18 protein-coding genes are annotated in these 18,988 nt (G+C 64.9%); 9 read left to right on the top strand and 9 right to left on the bottom strand.

Going from position 1 to position 18,988, the window contains the following annotated elements:
• Nucleotides 1-122 precede the first annotated feature (122 nt).
• From G4223_RS18390 to ccrA, 3 genes are all read right to left on the bottom strand, one after another.
• A complete protein-coding gene (locus tag G4223_RS18390; RefSeq protein WP_163682746.1) occupies nt 123-704 on the bottom strand; it encodes a DUF6624 domain-containing protein in 582 nt (193 codons plus the stop codon).
• Nucleotides 705-871: 167 nt separating this feature from the next.
• Nucleotides 872-2,533 (bottom strand): acyl-CoA dehydrogenase family protein, encoded by a 1,662-nt coding sequence (locus tag G4223_RS18385; RefSeq protein ID WP_163682744.1) that lies wholly within the window; start codon nt 2,531-2,533, stop codon nt 872-874.
• 75 nt (nt 2,534-2,608) lie between these two features.
• Nucleotides 2,609-3,898 (bottom strand): crotonyl-CoA carboxylase/reductase, encoded by a 1,290-nt coding sequence (ccrA, locus tag G4223_RS18380; RefSeq protein ID WP_163682741.1) that lies wholly within the window; start codon nt 3,896-3,898, stop codon nt 2,609-2,611.
• Between the two features lie 269 nt (nt 3,899-4,167).
• Between ccrA and G4223_RS18375 the strand changes: the two genes are divergently transcribed.
• Nucleotides 4,168-6,147 (top strand): protein meaA, encoded by a 1,980-nt coding sequence (locus tag G4223_RS18375; RefSeq protein WP_163682739.1) that lies wholly within the window; start codon nt 4,168-4,170, stop codon nt 6,145-6,147.
• Nucleotides 6,148-6,270: 123 nt separating this feature from the next.
• Nucleotides 6,271-7,140, top strand: a complete 870-nt coding sequence (locus G4223_RS18370) for a hypothetical protein (protein ID WP_163682737.1) — start codon at nt 6,271-6,273, stop codon at nt 7,138-7,140.
• Between the two features lie 44 nt (nt 7,141-7,184).
• Here G4223_RS18370 and G4223_RS18365 read toward each other — a convergent pair whose 3' ends face one another.
• A complete protein-coding gene (locus G4223_RS18365; protein ID WP_163682735.1) occupies nt 7,185-7,472 on the bottom strand; it encodes a sll1863 family stress response protein in 288 nt (95 codons plus the stop codon).
• 201 nt (nt 7,473-7,673) lie between these two features.
• On the bottom strand, nt 7,674-8,021 hold the full coding sequence (gene arsC / locus G4223_RS18360) for an arsenate reductase (glutaredoxin) (RefSeq protein WP_163682733.1): 348 nt from the start codon (nt 8,019-8,021) through the stop codon (nt 7,674-7,676).
• Between the two features lie 112 nt (nt 8,022-8,133).
• On the opposite strand from arsC, the gene G4223_RS18355 reads away from it, so the two are divergent.
• Together G4223_RS18355 and G4223_RS18350 are read left to right on the top strand one after the other, a co-directional pair.
• Nucleotides 8,134-10,344: a mechanosensitive ion channel domain-containing protein gene (locus G4223_RS18355; RefSeq protein WP_163682731.1), complete on the top strand. Its 2,211-nt coding sequence runs from the start codon at nt 8,134-8,136 to the stop codon at nt 10,342-10,344.
• Between the two features lie 56 nt (nt 10,345-10,400).
• The gene (locus tag G4223_RS18350; RefSeq protein ID WP_163682729.1) at nt 10,401-10,967 is read left to right on the top strand and encodes a hypothetical protein; all 567 of its coding nucleotides are present in this window, start codon (nt 10,401-10,403) and stop codon (nt 10,965-10,967) included.
• 3 nt (nt 10,968-10,970) lie between these two features.
• Here the strand turns inward: G4223_RS18350 and G4223_RS18345 are convergent, their stop codons facing one another.
• Entirely contained in the window at nt 10,971-11,513 is a 543-nt protein-coding gene (locus tag G4223_RS18345; protein WP_163682728.1) for a regulatory protein RecX, read from the bottom strand.
• A 35-nt stretch (nt 11,514-11,548) separates the two neighbouring features.
• Here G4223_RS18345 and G4223_RS18340 point away from each other — a divergent pair, with 35 nt between their 5' ends.
• The 5 genes from G4223_RS18340 (at nt 11,549) to G4223_RS18320 (ending at nt 16,185) form a co-directional block, all read left to right on the top strand.
• Nucleotides 11,549-12,361, top strand: a complete 813-nt coding sequence (locus tag G4223_RS18340; protein ID WP_163682726.1) for an ABC transporter permease — start codon at nt 11,549-11,551, stop codon at nt 12,359-12,361.
• A gap of 137 nt (nt 12,362-12,498) precedes the next feature.
• A complete protein-coding gene (locus G4223_RS18335; RefSeq protein WP_338086926.1) occupies nt 12,499-13,671 on the top strand; it encodes an aspartate aminotransferase family protein in 1,173 nt (390 codons plus the stop codon).
• Entirely contained in the window at nt 13,668-14,603 is a 936-nt protein-coding gene (gene argF / locus G4223_RS18330; protein ID WP_163682724.1) for an ornithine carbamoyltransferase, read from the top strand. Before G4223_RS18335 ends, argF begins: the two co-directional genes overlap by 4 nt.
• Nucleotides 14,591-15,523, top strand: coding sequence for an Hsp33 family molecular chaperone HslO (gene hslO, locus G4223_RS18325; RefSeq protein ID WP_338086925.1), 933 nt, complete (start codon nt 14,591-14,593; stop codon nt 15,521-15,523). The genes argF and hslO overlap by 13 nt, the downstream gene beginning before the upstream one ends.
• 71 nt (nt 15,524-15,594) lie before the next feature.
• Nucleotides 15,595-16,185 (top strand): hypothetical protein, encoded by a 591-nt coding sequence (locus G4223_RS18320; protein WP_163682722.1) that lies wholly within the window; start codon nt 15,595-15,597, stop codon nt 16,183-16,185.
• Nucleotides 16,186-16,246: 61 nt separating this feature from the next.
• Here the strand turns inward: G4223_RS18320 and G4223_RS18315 are convergent, their stop codons facing one another.
• The 3 genes from G4223_RS18315 to G4223_RS18305 all read right to left on the bottom strand — a co-directional run bounded on the left by G4223_RS18315 (nt 16,247) and on the right by G4223_RS18305 (nt 18,864).
• Nucleotides 16,247-16,504, bottom strand: coding sequence for a hypothetical protein (locus G4223_RS18315; RefSeq protein ID WP_163682720.1), 258 nt, complete (start codon nt 16,502-16,504; stop codon nt 16,247-16,249).
• A gap of 2 nt (nt 16,505-16,506) precedes the next feature.
• On the bottom strand, nt 16,507-17,010 hold the full coding sequence (locus G4223_RS18310; protein ID WP_163682717.1) for a TIGR00645 family protein: 504 nt from the start codon (nt 17,008-17,010) through the stop codon (nt 16,507-16,509).
• A gap of 81 nt (nt 17,011-17,091) precedes the next feature.
• Entirely contained in the window at nt 17,092-18,864 is a 1,773-nt protein-coding gene (locus tag G4223_RS18305; protein WP_163682716.1) for an HD family phosphohydrolase, read from the bottom strand.
• Between the last annotated feature and the right edge of the window lie 124 nt (nt 18,865-18,988).

Here is an 18,988-nt window from a genome sequence, read left to right as displayed (position 1 = left end):
CTGACGCGCATGGATGCCCGGATCAAGTCCGGGCATGACGGGGAAAGGCGCGGATAGGGCGGAACGGATTTTTTCCGCAGCCTGTTAGGCCGCGTCTTGTTTGGATGGGGCCGCCCGTTCCGTCAGCGCCAACCCACTTCGCGCGCGAAACCGTCAAGCGCGTGTTGCAGATGCAGCCATTCGGCCGGCGGCATTTCGCCGGCGGCCTGGGCCGCGGCCTGGGCTTCGGCCACCGCCTCGGACAGCGGCGGCAGGCCGACCTTGGCCCGGCGGGCATCCACTTCCGCCTCGTTTTCGATGGGAAGCGGGCTGAGGACGTTGTCGTCGTCCCAATCCAACTGGGTGCCGTAAATCTGGGGCTTGCCTTCAAGGCTGCGGATACGGTCCTCAAGCGTCGCGGCATGCCAGGCGGGAATGTCGCCGCGATTGGCCGCGCCTTTCATCAGGGTCAGGCAGCGTCGCAGGAAATTGGGCCGGGAAATGGCATGCACGGCGATCAGAAACGCCGCCTCGACCCCGTCGGCGCCGGATTCGAACTGGCTGGGCCAGCCGTCCTCGTCCACCAGCAACTCCAACTCGCGGGCGTTGGCCTCGTGCAGGGTGCGCATGGTCGGGTGATAGCCATCGAACAGATGCCCCGACAGCGCCAGTTGGCTGCGCAGGCGGCGGTCGTTTTCGGCCAGACGGATCAGAACGTCGCGCATCGAAAGAAACACGTCCGCATAGGGGTAGCTACCCCTGGCACATAAACCCTTTTGCCGCGTCCGTCCACCGCACAAACAGACATGGCTGCATGGCATTGCAAAAAAAGAAACGGCGGCACCGGGGGGGATGGTGCCGCCGTCGAGGGAAAGGACGCGCTGGTTCTTGCTTAGTCGCGCGCGCCCGACAACAGGCCACGGGCGATAACCTGGGCCTGGATTTCCGCCGCGCCCTCGAAAATGTTGAGGATGCGGGCGTCACAGAGGATGCGGCTGATCTGGTATTCCTCGGCGTAGCCGTTGCCGCCATGGATCTGAAGGGCGTTGTCGGCGTTGGACCACGCGACACGGGCGCCCAACAGCTTGGCCATGCCGGCCTCGATGTCGCAGCGGTGGCCGCCGTCCTTCTCGCGCGCCGAGAAATAGGTAAGCTGGCGGGCGATCATGGTTTCCACCGCCGACCACGCCACCTTGCAGGCGACGCGCGGGAACTTGAAGAGCGGCTTGCCGAACTGCACGCGGTCCTTGGCGTATTGCAGCCCGACCTCGAGCGCGTTCTGGGCGACGCCGACGGCGCGGGCGGCGGTCTGGATGCGGGCGGATTCGAAGGTTTCCATGAGCTGCTTGAAGCCCTGGCCCTCGACCCCGCCCAGCAAGTTGGCGGCCGGCACCTTGAAGCCGTCGAAGCCCAGTTCGTATTCCTTCATGCCGCGATAGCCCAACACCTTGATCTCGCCGCCGGTCATGCCGGGGGTCGGGAACGGCTCGGTCTCGGTGCCGCGCTGTTTCGGCGCCAGCATCATGGACAGGCCGCGCCAGTCCTTGGTCTCGGGATTGGTGCGGACCAGAAGGGTCATCAGGTCGGAACGCGAGGCGTGGGTGATCCAGGTCTTGTTGCCGGTGACCACGTATTCGTCGCCGTCCTTGACCGCACGGGTGCGCAAGGACCCCAGATCGGACCCGGTATTGGGTTCGGTGAACACGGCGGTCGGCAGAATTTCGCCCGACGCGATCTTGGGCAGCCATTCCTGTTTCTGTTCTTCGGTGCCACCCAGGCGGATCAACTCGCCGGCGATCTCGGCGCGGGTACCCAAGGAACCGACGCCGATATAGCCGCGCGACAATTCCTCGGTGACCACGCACATGGCGGTCTTGCCCATGCCCAGGCCGCCGTATTCCTCGGGCAGGGTCAGGCCGAACACGCCCATCTCGGCCACATGCTCAAGGACTTCCAGCGGGATCAGCTCGTCCTTCAGGTGCCATTCGTGGCAATGGGGCGCCACTTCGGCCTCGACGAACCTGCGGAACTGATCGCGGATCATCTCCAGTGTTTCGTCGTCCAGCCCCAGATCGCCGAAATGGTGGCCGTCCTCGATCAGTTGCGCGATGCGCACGCGCACCGCCGGCGCGTTGCCCTGGCGGCGCAACAGGCTCAGCGCGTCGGAGTGGAACTTGTGGCAGGTGGCGGAATCCAGGCCCATGTCGATGGGGCGGACGTATTCGCCTTGGCTCATGGGGATGCCGCCGAAAATCTGCGCCCCATATTCGCCGAACGCCGATTGCAGCATCAGCGCCTCAAGCTCGCCGAACTTGCCGGCGGCTTCCAGACGGCGCGCCCATTCCAGCATCTGCTCCAGTGCCGCCACATAGGTGGTCAGCCAGGCGAAACCGTGGGCGGCTTCCTGGTTGGCCTCGAACAGGGCGGAATCGATCTTGGCGCCGTTGCTCACCATGGCGGTGACCGAAACCTTGGCGGCGGCGCGAAGCGCCTGCAAGGACTCAAGGGCGGTGGCGCAAGTGGGGATCAGATCAGGCAGCACAACGATGGTCATGGGCGTCCTCTTGGCAAAAGCAACCCCCTCTCCCGTCCCCGCCATCGGCAGGGCGGGAGAGGGGGCGACACAAGCTTACTCGCCCTCGGCGACGTCTTCGAGGGTATAGCGGCCGGGCTTCTTGGCCTGCACCAGCACGGCCATGTTGCCGGGCTTGTGCTGGTTGCGCAGCATCTGCATGTGGGCCTTGGGGATGTCCTCCCAGGAATAGCATTCCGACATGCACGGGTCGATGCGTCGCTCGATCACCAGTTGGTTGGCCTGCGACGCCTGGAGCAGGTTGGCGAAGTGGCTGCCCTGGATGCGCTTCTGGCGCATCCACACGAAGCGGGCGTCGAAGGTCAGGTTGAAACCGCTGGTGCCGGCACAGAACACCACCATGCCACCGCGCTTGACCACGTTGCACGACACCGGGAAGGTGGCTTCGCCGGGATGTTCGAACACGAAGTCGACGTCGTTGCCCTTGCCGGTGATGTCCCAGATGGCCTTGCCGAACTCACGCACCTTCTTCATGTAGTTCTTGAACACCGCCGGGTCGCCGTCGACGTCGGGCAACTGGCCCCAGCAGTCGAAATCCTTGCGGTTGACGACACCCTTGGCGCCCAGCCCCATGACGAAGTCGCGCTTGTCCTCTTCCGAGATCACGCCGATGGCGTTGGCGCCCGACACGGCGATCAACTGGATGGCCATGGAGCCCAGGCCGCCGGCCGCGCCCCACACCAGAACGTTGTGGCCGGGACGCAGCACATGCGGACGGTGACCGAACAGCATGCGGTAGGCGGTGGCGAGCGTCAGGGTGTAACAGGCCGATTCTTCCCAGGTCAGATGCTTGGGACGGTGCATCACCTGCTGCGCCTGGACGCGGGTGAACTGGGCAAAGGCGCCGTCACCGGTCTCGTAGCCCCAGATGCGCTGGGTCGGCGAGTTCATGGGGTCGCCGCCGTTGCATTCCTCGTCGTCGCCGTCGGTCTGGTTGCAATGAACCACGACCTCGTCGCCGACCTTCCAGCGCTTCACCTTGGAGCCGACCTTCCACACGATGCCGGCGGCGTCGGAGCCGGCGATGTGGTAGGGCATGTCATGGTAGTCGAAGGGCGAGATCGGCTTGCCCAGCGCGGCCCACACGCCGTTGTAGTTGACGCCGGCGGCCATCACCATGATCAGCACTTCATGCGGATCGATTTCCGGGGTGTCGACCACTTCGACCAGCATGGCCGTGTCGGGGTTGCCGTGCCGCTCGCGCCGGATGGCCCACGCATACATCTGCTTCGGCACATGGCCCAGCGGCGGGATCTCGCCAAGTTCGTAAAGATCCTTGATCGCCTGTCCGGGCCGGATGTCGGTCGCAATCGCCGCTTCACTCATCCGAGTCACTCCTCGTCTCCGAAAACCACTTCCGCTTGTCGTTTGGGGAATCTGGGACGATTCCCGGTTTTTCACCGCCAGCCCCAAGTGGGACGTTCAGGCGACTTTCGGTTTGTAGCGTTTTGCGGCTTTCTTCGCAATGCACAAAATGATAGTTTGTTTCGCGAAGTTCGGAAATCGGGAAATTTTACGTCGTCCCGAGCCGGGCATCCATTAGGATGATGATACGGCGCCCGCCATTCGGGGCCAGCAGAGAAGGTGACGAAGGAATGACGGACAAGACCCCCGCCCGCGAGAAGCCCTGGCTGTTTCGCACCTATTCCGGGCACAGCTCGGCGGCGGAATCGAACAAGCTGTTCCGCACCAACCTGGGCAAGGGTCAGACCGGCCTGTCCATCGCCTTCGACCTGCCGACCCAGACCGGCTACGATTCCGACCATGTGCTGGCCCGTGGCGAAGTGGGCAAGGTGGGCGTGCCGGTGTGCCATATCGGCGACATGCAGACGCTTTTCCAGGACATTCCGCTGGAAAAGATGAACACCTCCATGACCATCAACGCGCCGGCGGCGTGGTTGTTGTCGCTTTACATCGCCACGGCGGAAAAGCAGGGGGCTGCGCGCCAAAGCCTGAACGGCACCACCCAGAACGACATCATCAAGGAATACCTGTCGCGCGGCACCTACATCTTCGGGCCGCAGCCAAGCCTCAGGCTGACCAGCGACGTCATCGCCTTCACCTATCGCGAGGTTCCCAAGTGGAACCCCATGAACGTCTGCTCGTACCACCTGCAAGAGGCCGGCGCGACGCCCCAACAGGAGCTGGCCTTTGCCCTGGCCACCGCCATCGCCGTGCTCGACACCGTGCGTCCCACGGTGCCGGCCGAGGATTTCCCGGTGGTGGTCAGCCGCATCAGCTTCTTCGTCAACGCCGGCATCCGCTTCGTCACCGAATTGTGCAAGATGCGGTCCTTCACCTATCTGTGGGACGAAATCTGCCGCGAACGCTATGGCATCACCGACGAGAAGGCCCGCCGTTTCCGCTATGGCGTCCAGGTCAATTCCCTGGGCCTGACCGAGCCGCAGCCGGAAAACAACGTTTACCGCATCCTGCTGGAGATGCTGGCGGTGGTGCTGTCCAAGGACGCCCGCGCCCGCGCCGTGCAGTTGCCGGCCTGGAACGAGGCGCTGGGCCTGCCGCGCCCTTGGGACCAGCAATGGTCGTTGCGGCTGCAACAGATCATGGCCTATGAAACCGACCTGCTGGAATACGGCGACATCTTCAACGGCTCGGTCGAGATCGCCCGCAAGGTGGACGAACTGATGGCCGGCGCCCGCGACGAACTGGCCCGCATCGACGGCATGGGCGGCGCCGTGGCGGCGGTGGAATCCAGCTACATGAAGCAGAAGCTGGTGGAATCCAACGCCCGGCGCATCGCCGGAATCGAATCGGGCGAGCAGATCGTGGTCGGCGTCAACAAGTGGACGGAAACCGAGCCCAGCCCGCTGACCGGCGGTGACGGTTCCATTCTGACCGTCGATCCCAAGGCCGAACAGGAACAGATCGAGCGCCTGAAGGCGTTCAAGGCTTCCCGCGACGGCGCGGCGGTGGAAAAGGCTCTGGCCGAGCTGCGGTCCGCCGCCCAGGAAGGCCGCAACGTCATGGAACCCAGCATCGCCGCCGCCCATGCGGGGGTCACCACCGGCGAGTGGTCGCAGACCCTGCGTGAGGTGTTCGGCGAATACCGCGCACCGACCGGCGTGTCGCGGGCTGCGGCCAATTCCCAGGGCGAAAAGATCGTCGCCGTGCGCGCCCGCGTCGAGGAAGTGTCGGCCAAGCTGGGCCGTCGCATCAAGATGCTGGTGGGCAAGCCGGGGCTGGACGGTCATTCCAACGGCGCCGAACAGATCGCCGTGCGGGCGCGCGACGCCGGTATGGAGGTGGTGTACGAGGGCATCCGCCTGACCCCCGCCCAGATCGTCAACGCCGCCCTGGAAGAAGGCGTGCACGTGGTCGGCCTATCGATCCTGTCAGGCAGCCACGTGCCGCTGGTGACAGAGGTGCTGGAGCGCATGCGCGCGGCGGGGCTGGGCGACGTGCCGGTGGTGGCCGGCGGCATCATTCCGGCCGAGGACGAAAAGACCCTGTTGGCGGCGGGATGTGCCCGCATCTACACGCCGAAGGATTACGACATCACCGCCATCATGGGCGACATCGTCGCCTTGGTGGAGGGGAGTTCCAAGGCGGCTTAAGACCGCCGCTGACAGCGAACCAACTTCGAGGGCGGCGTCAGCCGCCCTTTTTTTGCGACGTTAGCCGGCTTTTCATCTTTTCCGTGCTATGATCCACAGGCGTATCCAGAACGGAGATCGCCGATGCTCAGAATGAACGCCGTGGGCGCCAACGCCCTTTTGCAGTTCCAGGCCCGTATCCTTGGTCAACGCACCAAGACCAAGGCGACGGAAGAGGACGACAAGGCCTCGGATCCCCTGTCCGAGGCTGTGAAGCAGTCGCGCCAGGCGCTAGACGCCATGGAACAGGCCAAGCGCACCGCCAAGGAGCAGCGCAAGGCCGCCGCACGCGACAAGATCGACCGGTTGAAAAAGGAATTGGACGCATTGCGTCTGATGGCCAGCGTGGGCGACCCCAAGGCGGTGGCCCGGCGCGTCAAGCAGTTGGCCCGGGAGTTGGCCGCCGCCGCCAAGGAATACGCGGCTGCCGGCGGAAGCGACGGTGCGACGTCGTCTGCGTCATCGAGTTCGGTTGCGGTGGGTGACGCTGGTGCCGCCCAAAGCGCGGCAGGGGCGGAGGCGGCGGTTTCCGAACAGGCGGAAAATCAAAGCGAGGATTCCGCCGGCCAGGACGCGGAACAAGGCACCGAACAGGCGGCGGAACAGGCGGCCCAAGCCGCCTTGTCCGAGGCCGAGCAAGCCGAGGACGAAGCCAAGAAAAGCGGAGAGCCAAAGGAAGAGGACGCCCGCAATCCTGGGGAAGTCTTTCAGCAAGCCGCCGCCGAGATGAATGCCAAGGGCAAGGAAGCCGAGGCTGACGCCAAGTTCGCCGAGGACGTGCGGCGTCTTTACAACACGCTCAAGAACATCCTGGAACAGGTGCGTCGTCGTGCCGCCGCCGAAGGCCGCGACGACGAAGACATGGAGCAATTGGCCAAGGACGTCGCCCAGGCCGGCGACGACATCGACGCCGCCCTGGGGGGCGGCATCCAACCGGTTGATCTGCTGTTGTGACGTGGCGGGCTCCGGCTGGAGCCCAGTCACGCCCCGGAGCCCGGTCACGCCAGCGAGGAGACCCGTTCCTCGAAATCCTGGACCAGGGTGTCCCAGGCGTCCTCGATCTCGGCCTTGAGGTCGAGCCAAGTGCCGTCCGGTTCGTCACCCAGTGCGTCCAGTTTTTCGCGCACAAGGTCGCGGCGGTGTTCCAGCCAGCTTAATTGTTCCGCCAATTCCTGCCGTAATCCGTCGTGCGGGCTGGCGGCAAGGCGGCTGCGGATGCTGGCGACCTGAAGCGACAGGTCGCGCAACCTTTGCCGCATGGCGTCCTGATAGGCTTGCCTGCCCATGGGCATTCTCCACAATCGCGTGGGGACCGCTGCAAGGCTGCGCCTTTGCCGTCCGGCGACGCAACCATGCATCCGGGATAGGTGATCCCTATTCCGACAAGATGGGATGTGCACAGGGCGAAGAATACCGGTTCCGCGAATTTCCGCTCGTGGGACCGGTCTGCGGCTGTTGAGTTCGCGCCGTTTAAGCCGACGTGCCGCTCAGTCCAGGATCGCCAGCACGTTTTCCGGCGGGCGGCCCAGCGCGGCCTTGGCGCCGGCCACCACGATGGGGCGCTCGATGACCGCCGGGTTGGCGACCATGGCGGCGACCAGTTCGGCGTCGGACAGCGCTGTCGGGTCGATTCCGGCCTCGGCCGCTTCCTTCTTGCGCAGGATTTCCGCCGGATTCTTGCCCAGAAGCGTCAGGATGCGGCTCAGTTCCTCTGCGGTGGGCGGGGTCTTCAGATATTCGACCACATGGGGGACGATGCCCTTGTCCTCGATCAGCTTCAGCGTCTCGCGCGACTTGCTGCACCGGGGATTGTGATAAATGGTGATTTGCGACATGGGGGCCTTGCGGTGGGGTTGTTTTGCCTTGCAAGGTTAGGCGTCCGCCCCATTTTCGTCAAAGTCCGTCTCCACCCTGACCCTTTTTCGCAATCAAAGGCACGATCGATCCATGAACCGCATGCTCGCGCAAACCTGCGCCGCGCTGTTGCTGGCGCTTTCCGTCGTCCTTTCCATCCCTGTTCCGGCCCTGGCCCAGCAAGATGCTGCCACGGGCAGCGAGATGCGCGCCGAGGAACTGCAAAAGCTGGTGTCGACGCTCGAGGACGATGGTGAACGCCAGCGTCTGGTGCAGCAATTGAAAGGATTGGTCGCCGCCCAGCGTCAGGGACGGATGGCCGAGGAACCCAGTTTGTTTGGTGCCGTGGGCGAACGCTTCGCGGCGTTCGGCGACGACGTCCTGGATGGTGTCGCCGCCCTGCGGAACCTGCCGGTCCTGGGAACGTCCATCAGCCGGCACTTGTCCGATCCCGATTTGCGCGCCCGTTGGCTGGGAATCGCCTGGCGGTTGACGGCGTTGCTGGCCGTGGGGGTGTTGGTCGATCAGTTCTTGACCAGAACGTTGCGGCGGGTCGAGCGGTTGACCATTCCGCGCGTCGACGCCAGCGTCCTTGAGCGGGTGCCGCTGGGATTGGTGCGGGCGGCCTTGCGGACCTTGCCCATCGGCGGCGCGGCGGCGGCGGCCCACGGGATGGTGGCGGTTCTGGCCCTGTCTGGAAGCGTGCGGGTGGCGGGCGGCATGATGGTTGCCGCTTATGTTGCCGCACGGTTGCTGATGGTGTTGGCGCGGCTGGTGGTGGCGCCGCGCACGCCGTCGCTCAGGCTGTTGCCGGTGGATGACGAAACGGCGGAATATCTGGTGATCTGGTCGCGCCGGCTGGCCGGGGTCGGGGTGTTCGGCACTTTGGCGGTGGAATCCGCACGTCTTCTGGGGTTGCCGCGCGGAGCCGCCGACATGCTTTTCAAGACGCTGGGGTTGGCCATGGCCACCATGCTGGTGATCTTCATCATGCAAAACCGCCATGCGGTGGCCCGTGCGTTGCGCGGCGGCGACACCGGTGGCCGTCTGTCCGTGCTGCGCCGTCGTTTCGCGGAAATCTGGCACATTCTGGCCGCCCTTTACGTGGCGGCGGGGTATGGCGTGTGGGCTCTCAAGGTTCAGGGCGGCTTCGACTTCATGATGCGCGCCAGCGTGTTGTCGGTGGTGGTTCTGGTGGTGGCCGGCATGGTGTCCGCCGCTCTGGCCCGTCTGATCGAACGCGGCTTCGCCATCAGCCAGGACGCCCGCAGCGAGTTTCCGCTGTTGGAAGCCCGCGCCAACCGTTACCTGCCGGTGCTGCACGTTGTGTTGCGCGGCGCGGTGATCTTGCTGACGCTTCTGGCGCTGGCCCAGGTCTGGGGGCTTGACACCTTGGGCATGTTGACCTCGGACGGTGGCCGCCGGGTGGTGTCGGCGGTCATCAGCATCGCCGCCGTCCTGGTCGGCGCGCTGGTGGTCTGGGAACTGGCTTCGGGGGCGATCGAACGCTATCTCGACGCCATCGACGGCGACGGCAACCTCGTCCAGCGTTCGGCCCGCGTCCGCACGTTGCTGCCGCTGTTGCGCAACGCCCTGTTCGTGGTGCTGGTGGTGATGGTGTCGCTGATCGTCCTGTCGGAACTGGGCGTCAACATCGCGCCGCTTCTGGCCGGTGCCGGCGTGGTCGGCGTGGCCATCGGCTTCGGTTCGCAAAAGCTGGTCCAGGACGTCATCACCGGCGCCTTCATTTTGTTCGAGGACACCATGGCGGTGGGCGACGTGGTGTCGTTGGGCGGTCATTCCGGCGTGGTCGAAGCCATGAGCATCCGGGCCATCCGCCTGCGCGACTTTTCCGGCGCGGTGCACACCATTCCGTTCAGCGGCGTCTCGGACGTGGTCAACATGACCAAGGACTTCTCGTTCGCGGTGTTCGAGGTGGGGGTGGCCTATCGCGAGGATACCGACGCGGTGACCGCCGTTCTCGGCGAATTGGGAGCGGAATTGCAGGCCGACGCGGAATATGGCCCGCTGATCCTGGAACCGCTGGAGATCGTCGGCGTCGACCGCTTCGACGCTTCCTCGGTGGTGATCAAGGCCCGCTTCAAGACCTTGCCCATCAAGCAATGGTCGGTGATGCGCGAATTCAATCGCCGCATGAAGAAGCGGTTCGACGAATTGGGGATCGAGATTCCCTTCCCGCAAACCACATTGTGGTTCGGCGAGGACAAGCAGGGCAAGGCGCCGCCGGCCCGTGTCGCCGCGATGGCGCTGGGGGCGCCGGACCCGGCCGTGCGGATGGATTGACAGCCAGGGGGGGGGCGGCGGGATGGTCTCCCTCGTCCAATCGTCGAGGGAAAGCCATGTCGCCGTTTCGTCGTTCTGTCGCTGTCGTCCTTGGGGTGTTGTTGTGCGCTTCGTCCGCTGGTGCGGCATCGACGGCGGGGAGCGGGGGGCGACCCCTGACGCATGAGGAGGCGTTCTGCTACGCCATCGGACTGATCTACGCCTACAACCAAACGCTCGACCGCGAACAGGGCATTGGTTACGAGGACAGCCTGCAAGTGCGTGACGAGGTGGTGGCGAAGAAACCCATGATCGCGTTGACCGCCTTGCCCGGCCAGGGTGACGCCGCCGAACTCAGCGTTCCGGTCGGTTCCCGCGTGGTTGTGGCCGAGCGGGTGCCGTTCGAAAATCCCGAATTCTATCGCGTGGCGGTGCCGCAACAGGGATTGGAAGGGGTTTTCATGGCGACGGGACAGTTCTCGCAATTCGCCACTCTTGAGAACCAGATCAAGCATCGCGACCGGGTCGCCGCGTTGCGCGACGCCTTCATCGGCCGTATCGAACGTGAGGTGCTGGCGCCGTTGGGGGTGACCTACGAGATGCTGTACCGCATGTTCGGCCAAAGCCGGACGACCAAATGCTGAAAATCAGCCGACCTCTTCCAACGCTTCGGCGCTTTCGGCGTCGATGATCCGGCGGCAGATGTCGAAATCGAAACCGGCGCGGGCCAGGGCGGCCAAGTCCTTATTGCGCGTTTCCGCGCGGCCGTCGCGGCGGAACGGACCCAGCCGACGCTTTCTCGCCAACCGGATGGCGGCGGCCAAGTCCGGTTCCGCCACGTCCTCGGCCAGGGCGTCGAAGGCGGCGGCGGCATGGTCGGCGGCCACGCCCTTGGCGGCCAGCGTGGCGCGGATGGTGCGGCTGCCCTTGCCGGCGCGATGCAGGGCGCGGACCTTGGCCTCGGCATAGGCGGCGTCGTTCACGTATCCCAGCCGGGCCAGCTTGGCGACCACCTCCTCCACCTGCGGGGTGTGCTCGGCCGTGTCGCCGCCCCAATGGGCGACCGAGCGTGCCACCTTGCGCATCAGCACCCGTCTGAGGTTGGCGCTGGACGAGGCGAAGCGTTCCAGGTAATGCAACGCTGCATTTTCCAGATACGATGGGGTGATCTTGGCGGGGACTTTGACCATGTTCCCGACACTACCCCGAACCGCCCGAGCACGCCATGCCCCAACCCGTGACCGCCCTGCCGCCCCGTCCCCGCACTTACGGAGCCGTCAACTGGCTGGGGTTCTGGACGCTTCTCACCAAGGAAATCCGCCGTTTCCTCAAGGTCTACTTCCAGACCATCCTGGCCCCGGTGGTGACCACGCTGTTGTTCCTGGCGGTGTTCGCCCTGGCCTTAGGCAAGGTGGCGGCCAATGTCGGCGGCGTGCCCTTCGTCGAGTTCCTGGTGCCCGGACTGGTGATGATGGCCATGGTCCAGAACGCCTTCGCCAACACCTCGTCATCGATCATCATCGCCAAGGTCCAGGGCAACATCGTCGACATGCTGATGCCGCCGCTGTCGGCGGCCGAACAGACGCTGGCGGTGGCATTGGGGGGCGTGGTGCGCGGGCTGGTGGTCGGCGTCGCGGTGACCGTCGCCATGGCGCTGTTCGTGCGGGTGCATGTGCACGCGCCGGGCTTCATCCTTTTCCATGCGGTGGGCGGGGTGCTGATGCTGTCGTTGCTGGGCATGCTGGGCGGCATCTGGGCGGACAAGTTCGACCACATGGCGGCGGTGACCAATTTCGTGGTGACGCCGCTGTCGTTCCTGTCGGGCACCTTCTATTCCATCGAGCGCCTGCCCGAGGGATTCCATGCCTTCGCCCTGGCCAATCCGTTCTTCTACATGATCGACGGCTTCCGCTACGGCTTCATCGGCCACGCCGACGGCTCGCTGTGGGTGGGGATGGCGGTGGTGGGGCTGAGCGACCTTGTCCTGGCGCTGTGGACGTGGCGTTTGTTGTCCACGGGTTATAAATTGCGCGCTTGATTCGTGAAATTTCCGCCAAAAGGTTGACTTTCCTTCCCGATGCGCGGATAGTCCCGCCTTTCCTTTTCATGCAGGCCGGTCCAGAACGTCCGTTGGGGACGTAAGGCTCCCGGCGTTGCAGTTGGGGAGGTGGAGAAGTGTTTCCTGTCGTAATGCCGACCTATGCGCGTGCCGATGTCGCCTTCGAACGGGGCGAAGGTGCTATCTTGTGGTCGAGCGACGGGCGACGATTCCTCGACTTCGGCTCGGGCGTGGCGGTGACCGCGCTGGGCCATTGCCACCCTCATCTGGTCAAGGCGCTGCAAGAGCAGGCGGCCAAGCTGTGGCACACCTCGAACCTCTACCGGGTGACCGGGCAGGAGAACGTGGCGGCGCGGCTGGTGGAGAATACCTTCGCCGACACCGTGTTCTTCTGCAACTCGGGGGCCGAGGCCAACGAGTGCGCCATCAAGATGGCCCGCAAGTTCCATTACGAGGGCGGCGACAAGGGCCGGTTCGAAATCATCTGCGCCACCGGCGCCTTCCACGGCCGCACGCTGGCCACCGTGGCGGCCGGCGGCCAGGAAAAGCACATGAAGGGCTTCGATCCCTTCATGCCCGGTTTCGTGCATGTGCCTTATGGCAACCTCAACGCCCTGCGCGCAGCCATCACCCCGCAATCCGCCGCCATCCTGGTCGAGCCGGTGCAGGGCGAGGGCGGCATCATTCCCGGCGACCCGGATTACCTGAAGCGGCTGCGCGCCACCGCCGACGAATTCGGCCTGTTGCTGATCTTCGACGAGGTGCAGACCGGCATGGGCCGCACCGGAACCTTGTTCGCCCACCAGCATGCCGGCATCACGCCGGACATCATGGCGGTGGCCAAGGGGCTGGGCGGCGGCTTCCCGGTCGGCGCCTGCCTGGCCACCGAAAAGGCGGCGCGCGGCATGACCGCCGGCGCCCACGGTTCCACCTTCGGCGGCAACCCGCTGGCCATGGCCGCCGCCGGAGCGGTGCTGGACGTCATGCTGGCGCCCGGCTTCCTGGACGAAGTGGCCCATTGGGCCGGCGTCCTTGGCTCCAAGCTGACCGAGGTGGTGGCGCGGTTCCCCGACGTCGTCGAGGAAGTGCGCGGTGTCGGCATGATGATTGGCCTCAAGTGCCGCATCCCCAACACCGAGCTTCAGGCCAAGCTGCTGGCCAACGGTCTGTTGACCGTTGGGGCCGGCGACAACGTGGTGCGGCTGTTGCCGCCCCTGATCATCCGCGAGCGGGAAATCGACGAAGCCATCGACATCCTGGCCCGCACCCTTTCCGAGGTGACCCCATGACCGTCCACCCCGGCCGCACTCGGGCGGGCCAAATCCGGCATTTCCTGGATCTCGACCGCTTCGACACCGAGACCTTGCGCCGCATTCTCGACCTTGGTGCCGCCTACAAGCGCGGCGACCATCCCTTCGGCACCCACAAGCCGTTGTCGGGCCGCATGTTGGCGATGATCTTCGAGAAGCCGTCGACCCGGACCCGCGTCTCGTTCGAGACCGGCGTCAAGCAACTGGGCGGCGACGCCGTGGTGCTGTCCAAGGGCGACACCCAACTGGGCCGCGGCGAGACCATTCCCGACACGGCGCGGGTGTTGTCGCGTTATGTGGATGCCATCATGATCCGCACCGACGATCCCCGGAAGCTGGCGGAACTGTCGGAATACGCCACAGTGCCGGTGATCAACGGCCTGACCGACCGCACCCATCCCTGTCAGGTGATGGCCGACATCATGACCTTCGAGGAACATCGCGGTCGTCTGGACGGCAAGGTCGTCGCCTGGGTCGGCGACGGCAACAATGTCGCCGCCAGTTGGATTCAGGCCGCCGCCCATTTCGGCTGCGCCATCCGTCTGGCCTGTCCGCCCGAACTGACGCCGGATTCCGGCGTGGTGGCGTGGGCGCGCGAGCGCGGCGCTTCGGTCGAGATCGGCACCGATCCGGCGGCGGCGGTGGCCGGCGCCCATCTGGTGATCACCGACACCTGGGTATCCATGGGCTGCGCCGACGGCAACCGTCATCACCTGTTGAGCCCCTATCAGGTCAACGAAGCCCTGATGGCCAAGGCCGATCCGTCGGCGCTGTTCATGCATTGCCTGCCGGCGCACCGCAACGAGGAAGTCACCGACGCGGTGATGGACGGTCCCCAGTCGGTGGTGTGGGACGAGGCGGAGAACCGTCTGCACGTGCAAAAGGGCATCCTGAGCTGGTGCCTGCTGTGAGTGGTGCCGGCACCGATCTGATCCTGCCGTTCCAGGTGGCCGGCGGCGCCGTGCGCGGCCGTGTGGTCCGTCTGGGCGCGGCGGTCGAGACCATCCTGGCCGGGCACGACTATCCGCCCCTGGTGGCCGGCATGCTGGCCGAGACTTTGGCCCTGGCCGCCGTCCTGGCGGGGTCGTTGAAATATGACGGCGTCTTCACCCTTCAGGCCCAGGGCAACGGCCCCATCGGCCTGTTGGTGGCCGACGTCACCAGCGCCGGCGACATTCGCGGCTACGCCCGCTTCGACGCCGAGGCGGTGGCGGCGGTGGGCGAGGCGACGGTGCCGGCGCTGCTGGGCAGCGGCTATCTGGCCTTCACCGTTGACCAAGGCCCCAAGACCGAGCGTTACCAGGGCATCGTCGAACTGTCGGGCAACGCCCTGGCCGATTGCGCACGGCAATACTTTACTCAGTCCGAACAGCTCGACACCGAGGTCATGCTGGGCGTCAGCCTGGGGCCGCGGGTCATGGCCGCCGCGGTGATGATCCAGCGCATGCCGGGAAGCCAGCCGGGCGCCCCCATCCTGACCGCCGACGAATCGCTTGAGGCGTGGCGCACCGCCACCATCTTGCTGGCCAGCCTGACGCGCGAGGAACTGCTTGATGCCCAGCTTGCCGCCGGCGACCTGGCGCACCGTCTGTTCCATGCCGAGGGCTTGCAGACCTGGGACGCCAAGCCGCTGCGCGCTCAATGCCGCTGTTCGGAAGCCAAGATCGCCAGCGCGTTGCGGTCGATCCCGCGTGCCGAGATCGAAGAGCTCAAGGACGAGAGCGGCAAGGTGAGCATCACCTGCGAGTTCTGCCGGACCGTCTACGGATTCGACGCCGCCGCCCTGGAACGGGTGTACATGCCGCCCACCAAGCGCGAAATGAACGCCTGATCCGCTTGACGGACGGGGTTCGCATGCCACAATGGCTCCGGTTCCAACTTTCAGAAAGGGGATGCCCGCCCATGTTCCTCCGTCGCTCCCACGTGGTGCTGGCGCTGGCCTGTGCCCTGGCCCTTGGCGCTTGTGAAAACAAGCCGCCGGTGCAAAAGCTCCCCGAGATCAGCTTTGCCGACAAGGCGCCGTTCCGGCTTGACGTCGGCCAGTTGGAGATCGTGCCGGAATACGTTTCCCCGGCCAAGCGTCCCAACATCGAGCACCTGATGCCGGTCAGCCCCGAGGCCGCCACCGTGCGCTGGGCCCAGGACCGCTTGCGGCCCATCGGCCGTTCCGGCTATGCCCGCGTCATCATCCGCGACGCCAAGGTGATCGAGGTGCCGTTGCAGGTGGACAAGGGCTTCTCCGGCATGTTCAAGGACCAGCAAGCCGCGCGCTTCGACGGCAGCCTGGACGTGGCCGTACAGATCTTGGACGAACGCCACCTGCCGGTGGCCGACGTGGTGGCGCGTGCCACCCGCACCAAGACGGTGGCCGAGGGGGCCTCGCTCAACGAACGCGACCGCGTGCTGTATGAAATCTCCGAAAGCATGATCCGCGACATCGATTCCCAGATGGACGGATTGATCCGCACCTACCTGAACCGCTGGGTGCAGTAGACGCCGGGACAACGCAAAGCGCCGCCGGAAGCGATTCCGGCGGCGCTTTTGTTCGTTTGGCCTAAAGCTGGCCGCGCCAACGCCAGACGGCGAAACCGCTGGCCAGCGGCACCAGCCAGCCCAGCGGCAGGAACGTCAGTCCCAGGCGGTTCTGGATCGAGGAGAGGATGGCCCAGCATCCCAGCAGGACCATCGCGCCGGTCAACGTGCCGAGGATGGTCTTGCCCATCGGATAGCCGGCGCGACGCAACAGGACCGGGGCGCCGACCAATCCCATCAACAGAACCACCGGCAACGACAGGCCGTTCACCATTTCCATGTTCAATGCTCCTCGCGGTGGGTGGCGAAGGCGATCTTGTCGACCACGGCCAGCAACAATGCCGACACCACGAAGGTCAGATGGATGATCACCAGCCACATCAGCTTGTCGTTGGCGATGCTCTCGGCCTTGACGAAGGCCTTGAGCAGATGGATCGAGGAAATGGCGACGATGCTGGCCGCCACCTTGATCTTCAGCGTGCCGGTGTCCACCTTGCCCAGCCACGACAACTGCCCTTCGGCGTGGTCGATGCGCGAGACGAAGTTTTCGTATCCCGACAGCACCACCATCACCAGCAGGTTGGCCACCAGCACCAGATCGGCCATGGCCAGTGCCGCCAGGATCAGGTCGGTTTCCGCCAGTTCCGGCAGGATCGGCAAAAGGTGCAGGAATTCCTGGAAGAACTTGATGGTGAACAGCACCAAGGTCAGCGTCAGGCCGATGTAAAGCGGCACCAGCAACCAGCGGCCGGCGAACAGGAACCGTTCGAGCGCGCGTTCAAGCATGAAACTCTCCCCCCCTGCAATCCAGGGGGCAGAGATAGCCCACTCGCCGGGAAAGTCAACCGCGTGGGGGAATGGGCGCCGTCACGCCGCCGGCTTGGGCAAATAGGCGGCGATGTCCACCGCGTCGATCTGCTCGGGCCGCAGGTATTGCTCGGCGTAGATTTTCCACACCCCCGACGTCAGGAACAATTGCCACAATTCGGCGTCGATGTGCTGGTCCTTGACCATGAAGGACATGATCTTCAGCGATTCCGACAGCGTCTTGGGCTTCTTGTAGGGACGGTCGGCGGCGGTCAGCGCCTCGAAGATGTCGGCGATGGCCATCATGCGGGCGGGAATGGACATGTCGTCGCGCTTCAGGCCCTTGGGATAGCCGCTGCCGTCCATCTTTTCGTGGTGGCCGCCGGCCCATTCCGGCACCCGCGCCAGATTCTTGGGGAAAGGCAGGGCCTTCAGCATCAGGATGGTCTGGGTGATGTGCTCGTTGATCTTGAAACGGTCCTCGGCGGTCAGCGTGCCGCGGCCGATGGCCAGGTTGTAAAGCTCGCCCAGGTCGTACTTGTTCTGGCACGGCCGCATGGCGAACCCTTCGGCTTCGTACTGCGCCAGGTCGATGGTGACGTCGTGCGGGATGATGTGCCAGTCCTTGTTGGACAGCATCTTTTCCACCACCGGCGGCTTCGGCTCCTCGCCATGCCGGCGCCTCATCTCGTCGATGGACAGGCCCAAGGTGTCGTCGATGGTGCGCACCCAGGTCTGTTCGGCGATGGCGTTCATGCGTTCGATGCGTTCGGGGGCCATGAACTCGCCGCCGACGTTGCATTCGGCGATGAAGGCGAAGTCGTCGTCCAGTTGCGCCAGACGTTGCTCCATCTCGGCCTTGAGCTCGCTCTCGGGCCGTTCGCCGGCCACCACGCCCTGAAGATAGTCGATCACCGTGTCGCGCTTGGCGACCTCGAAGCGCATGCGCACTTCGTGAATGCGGTTATAGATGGTCTCCAGCTTGGTCGCCTTGTCGACGATGTATTCCGGCGTGGTCACCTTGCCGCAATCGTGCAGGCCGGCGGCGACTTCCAACTCGTACCACTCGTCCTCGGTCAGCATGAAGTCCTTGAACGGGCCTTCGGTGCTTTCGCATGCCGCCTTGGCCAGCATGAAGGTGATGGTGGGAACGCGGTTGCAGTGGCCGCCGGTATAGGGCGACTTGGCGTCGATGCTGCCGGCGATGACCTGGATGAAGCTCTTGAACAGGTGTTTCTGGGCTTCGATCAGGCGGGAATTGTCCAGCGCCACCGCGGCTTGCGACGACAGTGCCTCGATCAGCGGGGTGATGTCGGGACCGAAGGCGACGACGTTGTTGCGGCGGTCGCGGGCGTTGATCAACTGAAGAACGCCGATGACTTCGTTCTCGTAATTCTTGAGCGGCACCGTCAGGAAGGATTTCGACCGGTAACCGGTCTTGGAATCGAAGGCCTTGGTGCCGGAAAAGTCGAACTTGTCCACGTCATAGGCGTCGGCGATGTTCACCGTGGTTCCCGACAGGGCGCAATACGAGGCGACGTTCTTATGGTTGGGCTTGCCCTCGTCGTCGTACAGCCTGAGCGGCGGAAAGGGGATCGCCTTGCCGGTGGTGCCGCCCATGGCGACGTCCAGCGTGTCGTTCAGCATGATCTCGAACTTGAGACCGTCCTTTTCCTCGCTCACCAGATAAAGCGTGCCGCCATCGGCGTTGGTCATGGACTTGGCGCCGAGGAGGATCTTCTCCATCAGGCGGTTGTGGTTACGCTCGGCGGAAAGGGCGATGCCCAATTCGATCAGAGTGCGATAGCGCTGTTCCTGCGAAGCCGCAGCCATGTCCCTCACTCCCTTGACGCCGGCCCGGCGTCCCACCCCCCGTCACACTACGTCACAGAGTACAGGGATTCCCGAAACCCGCCAAGCCGGGTATAGACCTTGCTTGGCGATGAAAATGCGGTGG

It is taken from the genome of Magnetospirillum aberrantis SpK (assembly GCF_011022235.1).
GTDB classification, from domain to species: Bacteria; Pseudomonadota; Alphaproteobacteria; order Rhodospirillales; family Magnetospirillaceae; genus Magnetospirillum; species Magnetospirillum aberrantis.
This window is presented reverse-complemented; position numbering and strand designations above follow the sequence as displayed.

Excerpts from the sequence above, each read along its gene's own strand:
- G4223_RS18390 (WP_163682746.1), bottom strand. The coding sequence starts at position 704 with ATGCGCGACGTTCTGATCCGTCTGGCCGAAAACGACCGCCGCCTGCGC.
- G4223_RS18385 (WP_163682744.1), bottom strand. The coding sequence starts at position 2,533 with ATGACCATCGTTGTGCTGCCTGATCTGATCCCCACTTGCGCCACCGCC.
- ccrA (WP_163682741.1), bottom strand. The coding sequence starts at position 3,898 with ATGAGTGAAGCGGCGATTGCGACCGACATCCGGCCCGGACAGGCGATC.
- G4223_RS18375 (WP_163682739.1), top strand. The coding sequence starts at position 4,168 with ATGACGGACAAGACCCCCGCCCGCGAGAAGCCCTGGCTGTTTCGCACC.
- G4223_RS18370 (WP_163682737.1), top strand. The coding sequence starts at position 6,271 with ATGCTCAGAATGAACGCCGTGGGCGCCAACGCCCTTTTGCAGTTCCAG.
- G4223_RS18365 (WP_163682735.1), bottom strand. The coding sequence starts at position 7,472 with ATGGGCAGGCAAGCCTATCAGGACGCCATGCGGCAAAGGTTGCGCGAC.
- arsC (WP_163682733.1), bottom strand. The coding sequence starts at position 8,021 with ATGTCGCAAATCACCATTTATCACAATCCCCGGTGCAGCAAGTCGCGC.
- G4223_RS18355 (WP_163682731.1), top strand. The coding sequence starts at position 8,134 with ATGAACCGCATGCTCGCGCAAACCTGCGCCGCGCTGTTGCTGGCGCTT.
- G4223_RS18350 (WP_163682729.1), top strand. The coding sequence starts at position 10,401 with ATGTCGCCGTTTCGTCGTTCTGTCGCTGTCGTCCTTGGGGTGTTGTTG.
- G4223_RS18345 (WP_163682728.1), bottom strand. The coding sequence starts at position 11,513 with ATGGTCAAAGTCCCCGCCAAGATCACCCCATCGTATCTGGAAAATGCA.
- G4223_RS18340 (WP_163682726.1), top strand. The coding sequence starts at position 11,549 with ATGCCCCAACCCGTGACCGCCCTGCCGCCCCGTCCCCGCACTTACGGA.
- argF (WP_163682724.1), top strand. The coding sequence starts at position 13,668 with ATGACCGTCCACCCCGGCCGCACTCGGGCGGGCCAAATCCGGCATTTC.
- G4223_RS18320 (WP_163682722.1), top strand. The coding sequence starts at position 15,595 with ATGTTCCTCCGTCGCTCCCACGTGGTGCTGGCGCTGGCCTGTGCCCTG.
- G4223_RS18315 (WP_163682720.1), bottom strand. The coding sequence starts at position 16,504 with ATGGAAATGGTGAACGGCCTGTCGTTGCCGGTGGTTCTGTTGATGGGA.
- G4223_RS18310 (WP_163682717.1), bottom strand. The coding sequence starts at position 17,010 with ATGCTTGAACGCGCGCTCGAACGGTTCCTGTTCGCCGGCCGCTGGTTG.
- G4223_RS18305 (WP_163682716.1), bottom strand. The coding sequence starts at position 18,864 with ATGGCTGCGGCTTCGCAGGAACAGCGCTATCGCACTCTGATCGAATTG.